The organism is Veillonella sp., from assembly GCF_015058545.1.
Classification (GTDB): domain Bacteria; phylum Bacillota; class Negativicutes; order Veillonellales; family Veillonellaceae; genus Veillonella_A.
The window spans coordinates 1-5,892 of the sequence record NZ_SVCB01000111.1; the positions used below are offsets into that span (position 1 = coordinate 1).

Annotated in this window: 4 protein-coding genes; all 4 read left to right on the forward strand. The window is 46.2% G+C overall.

The genetic code is table 11. From position 1 onward, the window contains the following. A partial coding sequence (carB, locus tag E7204_RS07555) for a carbamoyl-phosphate synthase large subunit (RefSeq protein ID WP_295183219.1) occupies positions 1–2,709 on the forward strand: 2,709 nt, incomplete at its 5' end. Positions 2,710–2,717: 8 nt separating this feature from the next. Beyond that, positions 2,718–3,692, forward strand: a complete 975-nt coding sequence (locus tag E7204_RS07560; RefSeq protein WP_295183221.1) for a dihydroorotate dehydrogenase electron transfer subunit — start codon at positions 2,718–2,720, stop codon at positions 3,690–3,692. Positions 3,693–3,774: 82 nt separating this feature from the next. Next, positions 3,775–4,734 carry a dihydroorotate dehydrogenase gene (locus tag E7204_RS07565; protein ID WP_295183225.1) on the forward strand — a complete coding sequence of 320 codons (960 nt, stop codon included), beginning with the start codon at positions 3,775–3,777 and terminating at the stop codon, positions 4,732–4,734. A 233-nt stretch (positions 4,735–4,967) separates the two neighbouring features. After that, positions 4,968–5,892 (forward strand): AAA family ATPase (locus E7204_RS07570; RefSeq protein ID WP_295183223.1); only part of this gene is annotated, 925 nt, incomplete at its 3' end.

The following is a 5,892-nucleotide window of genomic DNA, read 5'->3' on the forward strand; positions in this document are numbered from 1 at the left end:
ATTCGCCCGGCTTACACCTTAGGCGGTACGGGCGGCGGCATTGCGGCCAATGAAGAAGAAATGTACATGATTGCCCTTCGCGGCATCAAACTCAGCCCGATTCATCAGATCCTCGTAGAACGCTCTGTAGCGGGCTGGAAAGAAGTGGAATACGAAGTTATGCGCGACAGTGCGGACAACTGCATTATCGTATGTAACATGGAAAATATCGACCCGGTTGGGGTTCACACGGGGGACTCCATCGTTGTGGCACCAAGCCAGACGTTGAACGATATTCAGTACCAAATGCTCCGTACGGCATCTGTTGACATCATTCGCTACCTTGAAATCGAAGGGGGCTGTAATGTACAGTACGCCTTGGATCCGTACAGCAACCAGTACTATGTAATTGAAGTTAACCCGCGTGTATCCCGTTCATCCGCGTTGGCGTCGAAAGCAACGGGCTATCCGATTGCAAAAGTAGCAGCTAAAGTTGCCCTCGGCATGACTTTGGACAGCATCACTAATGCCGTAACCGGTGAAACGAAAGCTTGCTTCGAACCATCCCTGGACTATGTGGTAACGAAGTTCCCACGTTGGCCGTTTGAAAAATTCAACTTGGCTGACCGTACCTTGGGTACTCAGATGAAGGCCACCGGTGAAGTTATGGCCATCGACCGCACCTTGGAAGGTTCCCTTTTGAAAGCCATTCGTTCCTTGGAAATCGGCCTCGACCATATTGAGCTCAAAAAGATTGCTCACGAAACACCGGAACAGCTCATCGAACGCCTTCGCTTGGTAGATGATGAACGTATTTACGTAGTGGCTCAGGCTCTGCGCGCGGGCATCAGCGTGGAAAAAATCCACTTTATTACGAAAATCGACATGTTCTTCATCAATAAGATTAAGAATATCGTAACCTTAGAAAAGAAATTGGCGTCCGAAGGGATTACGGAAGACAACCTTCGTCAGGCGAAACGTTACAGCATGCCGGACAAAGTCATTGCTCGCTATGCCAATGTAACAGCGGACGACGTATTGGCTAAACGTCAGGACATGAAATTATTCCCAACCTATAAATATGTAGATACCTGTGCGGCTGAATTCGAAGCCCATACGCCATACTACTACAGTGCCTATGCTATGGAAGACGAAGTAGTGCCTCGTGGTGAAAACAGCGTTATCGTACTCGGTTCCGGTCCGATTCGTATCGGTCAGGGCGTAGAGTTCGACTATTGCTCCGTGCACTCTTCTTGGGCCCTTCGCAAAGCGGGCAAACAGTCTATTATCATCAATAACAATCCGGAAACAGTAAGTACGGACTTTGATACATCGGACAGCTTGTATTTCGAACCACTTACCGTGGAAGATGTTATGGAAGTTATCCGCAAAGAAAATCCAATCGGTGTAATCGCTCAGTTCGGTGGTCAGACAGCTATTAACTTGGCAGGTCCTCTCGCTGAACGAGGTGTTAAAATCCTCGGTACCTCCGTGGACAGCATCGACATGGCGGAAGACCGTGAACGCTTTGACGAGCTCCTTGCTGAACTTGGCATTCCGCGTCCGGTAGGGGCCTTGGTAACAAGCCATGAAGAAGCGTTGGCAGCAGCGCAACGTTTATCCTATCCGCTCATCGTGCGTCCGTCCTACGTACTCGGCGGTCGTGCCATGGAAATTGTGTACAACGACAAAGAACTTGACGTGTACATGAAAGAAGCGGTAGTGGCCTCCAAAGACCATCCGGTACTTATCGACCGTTACATGGTAGGCATGGAAGTGGAAGTTGACGCCATCGCCGACGGCGAAGACGTATGTATTCCGGGTATCATGGAACAGATCGAACGGGCCGGCGTTCACTCCGGTGACTCCATTGCGGTATATCCGGCTCAGCATTTGTCCGAAGAAATTACGAACCAAATCGTTGATTACACCCAGCGTATTGCCCGCGGTTTGAATGTAAAAGGCATCGTAAACATTCAGTACATCGTGGTTAACGGTGAACTCAATGTTATCGAAGTTAACCCGCGTTCCAGCCGTACCGTACCGTTCATCAGTAAAGTTACGGGCATCAACATGATTGAATACGCAACCCGCATTGCCCTTGGTGAAACCATTAAAGGTATGGGTTTACCGACAGGCTTAGTACCGGCTAAAGATTATGTAGCCGTTAAAGCGCCGGTATTCTCCTTCTCCAAAATGGGCCTCGTAGAAATCGCTTTGGGACCTGAAATGAAATCCACCGGTGAAGTTATGGGTATTGGTCGCACCTATTCGGAAGCCTTGTTCAAAGCTATTCATGGCGCCAACATGCGTATTCCTGAAAAAGGCCATATCCTCATGACCGTAGCGGACCGCGATAAAGAAGAAGCGGCACGTCTTGCCAAAGGCTTTATCGACCTGGGCTACCACATTCAGGCAACCGGCGGTACGGGCAAATATTTCGAAGAACATGGTATTCCATGTGTTATTGTTAACAAGATTCACGAAGGTCAAAACAACTGTGCCGACTTGCTCTGTCGCGGTGAAGTTGACTTGATGTTGAACACCTTGACTTACGGTAAACGCCCTGAACGCGAAGGCTTCCAGCTTCGTCGTTTGGCCGTTGAAATGGGCACCCCTTGCTTGACATCCTTGGATACGGCGCGCGAAGTATTGTGTGTAGTAGCCGGTCGAGCTAATGAAGAAATTAAGATTGAAGTCGAAGCGTTACAAGATTTTGAGATGGAGTGATACACGCAATGAGCGGTTATGTAGAAATGGCGCGAGTGCTCCGCAATGAGCAAATTGGTGCCGATGTATGGATTATGGATCTGTATGCACCGAAACAGGCCGCTGAAGCGGAAGTAGGCCAATTTTGTAATGTACGTGTAACCGGCGGCACGGCGCCTTTATTGCGCCGTCCCATCAGTTATGCCGGTTTTGATAAAATTGAAGGAACCATTACGCTCTTGTATCGCGTAGTGGGGACCGGTACGGACATGATGACGCACCTCAAAGAGGGGGATACCCTCGATTGTTTGGGACCTTTGGGCAGTCGTTTTGAAATGACCGACAACATGCTCCTCGTGGGCGGCGGTGTGGGCATTGCACCGATGCTCTGTATTGCGTCAAAATTGAACGAAATTGAAGATACAACTCGTTACACCAATGAAGAAGACGAAACGGTGATTAAACCGGTGGCGGCTAAAAAAGCAACCGTCGTGCTCGGCTTCCGCAATGAATCGGAAACCTTCTGGGCCGACTTGTTTAAAGCTTACGACGTGCCGGTCTATGTGACCACCGATGACGGCTCTGTAGGCACGAAAGGGTTCCCGACAGCTATCATGCCGGAACTCATTCAGAGTGAACGCGGTGAAGTAGCGCGTCAGTTAACGCCGTTTTTACACGGTGAAGCGGCCGGTGAACATGCGGTAGGCGCTGAAGTTGCTGCTACTGCTGAGAATGTAGTAGGCACTGAGTCCGAATCCTCTGAAAAGGTGGCCAGCATTGGGTTTACGAGCGTGTTGACTTGCGGTCCGACCCCGATGATGAAAGGCGTTGCGAAAGTGGCGTCCGAATTCAGCGTGCCTTGCCAGGTATCCCTCGAAGAACGCATGGGTTGCGGTACGGGTGGCTGCTTAGGTTGCGGCTGTGACGGCCGTGGCGGCAAGCGCTACAAAGTATGTAAGGACGGCCCTGTATTTGCCGCTGAGGAGGTGTTTTTCAATGAGTAATACCTCAGAAAAAGAATTACAAGGCATGAACGGTTCTCACAGTGCTGACGCCAATTTGCACGGTGAAAAAGACTATCAGAACATGGATCACAGCAAAGATTTGAACGGTAAAAAACCGTCTTATAAGGATTTGGCTGTTGAATTCTGCGGGATTAAGATGAAAAATCCGATTGTGGCGGCTTCCGGCACCTTCGGTTTCGTCTTCGAATATGCCGATTATCTTGACCTCAGCAACGAAGTGGGCGCCATTTCGGTAAAAGGTTTAACACCGGCACCGCGCAACGGTAATCCGGGCACCCGTATTGCGGAAACACCGTCCGGTGTACTGAACTGTATCGGTTTGGAAAACCCCGGTGCGGAAGCGTTTGTACGGGATATTTTACCGGAATTAAAACAATACGATGTGCCGATTTTGGCAAATATTTCGGCAGCCGATGTGGAAGGGTACGCATTCATGGCGAAGACATTGTCCGTGCCGGGCATTGCAGGTCTTGAAGTCAACATCAGCTGTCCGAACGTTAAAAACGGTGGCATGGTCTTCGGTGTGTGCGCTGAATCGGCGGCGGCCGTTTGCAAAACCGTTCGTGAAAACACGGATTTGCCGGTTATCATGAAATTGTCGCCGAACGTAACGGACATCGTAGAAATTGCGACGGCCGTTAAAGAAGCCGGTGCCGACGGCTTATGTCTTATTAACACCTTGCTTGGTATGGCTATTGATATTAAAACACGTCGTCCCGTACTCGGTAATTTGTACGGCGGTTTATCCGGTCCGGCCGTTAAACCGGTTGCTCTTCGCCTAGTGCATCAGGTGGCGCAAGCCATCGACTTGCCGATTATGGGCATGGGCGGCATCATGACGGGCACCGATGCCATCGAATTCATGTTGGCCGGTGCGGATATTGTGTCCGTCGGCACAGCAACTATGGTGGATCCGTGCGCCATCGGTAACATCGCTCGCGAAATGCATGAGTACTGCGAAGCAAGCGGACTTAGTCATGTGAGTGAAGTCGTTGGGGCATTGGAACCGTATAGATTTTAAAAGCTTTAGAAACTTTAAGAGAGTTTGAACTGCATATAGAATGAGTTGAAAGGTACGAGGCGAAAGCCTCGTGCCTTTTTTGCGTTTAAGCGATTATTACAATAATAATTTTGTCCTAAGGCCATTGAGTTTAGCATTGAAAAATATCTTTCACAAAGATTAAAAGATAAACTGATTTTCGGTTTATCTTTTAATTGCAGTTTGTTATAATGAAGAAAAAGGAGGTGTTGGTGATGATTCTGAATTTTGCGATTGAAGGGTTTACGTCGTTTAATGAGCGTCAAGAAATATCGTTTACAGCGTTCAACAAGCAACGTATAAAAAATACTAAATACGAGGAGAACTATGTATTAGAAAGCCCGTTTAGGGAGTGCAAATCCACATTGTTCTTTGGAAATAATGCTGTTGGTAAGACCAATATTATCATTGCTTTAGGGTTGTTGATTGATATTATAAAAGTAGGAAGGTTTCCGGATGATAGATTGTTTAATTGGTATAATAATCAGATGGGGTTTGAGTTGACAGTATCACATGGGAAAGATTTTTATGAATATAAAATAAAAATTAACAAAGATGGATCTATCGTTAATGAAACATTATGGAAAAACGATAGTAAGATTTTTTTATTTGATTCCAATATTCTAGAAAGTAAGATGTTGGATAATAAAATCCAAGAAATTTATTCGATTCGTTCGACCTATCCTTTGCTTATTAAACTGAAAGACTTTATTTACGAAGAATATAAAGAGTTTTTAGAAGCAGTTAATAAGATTAATGTGGTAGTAGCTAATTACTATGACCTAGACATAAAAGGAATGGGGTATGAGTTTTCGGAACAATCGAAAAAAAAGGTTGAGGAAAATAAAGATTTAGCTATGGAATTATTGCAACAAGTTGATAGTTCAATTGTCGATATTAGTTTTAAAACACATAATGTTCAAGAAAATACTTATGAGATTTATTTACATAGATATTCTCGAATTGGTAATCAAAAGATTGAGAGAAGCATGCTAGCAGAATCAAGCGGTGTAAAGAAAATTATTGCATTGTTAGCTGAATTATTATCTATTTATGATGGGGATACTCTAGTTATTGATGAATTTGACTCGTCTATAGGAACACGATCTTTGATGCTTATTTATAATAATATGATTAATA

What these genes read in the sequence shown, in the direction of transcription:
- E7204_RS07560 (WP_295183221.1), top strand. Translation starts at nt 2,718, where the DNA reads ATGAGCGGTTATGTAGAAATGGCGCGAGTGCTCCGCAATGAGCAAATT.
- E7204_RS07565 (WP_295183225.1), top strand. Translation starts at nt 3,775, where the DNA reads ATGGATCACAGCAAAGATTTGAACGGTAAAAAACCGTCTTATAAGGAT.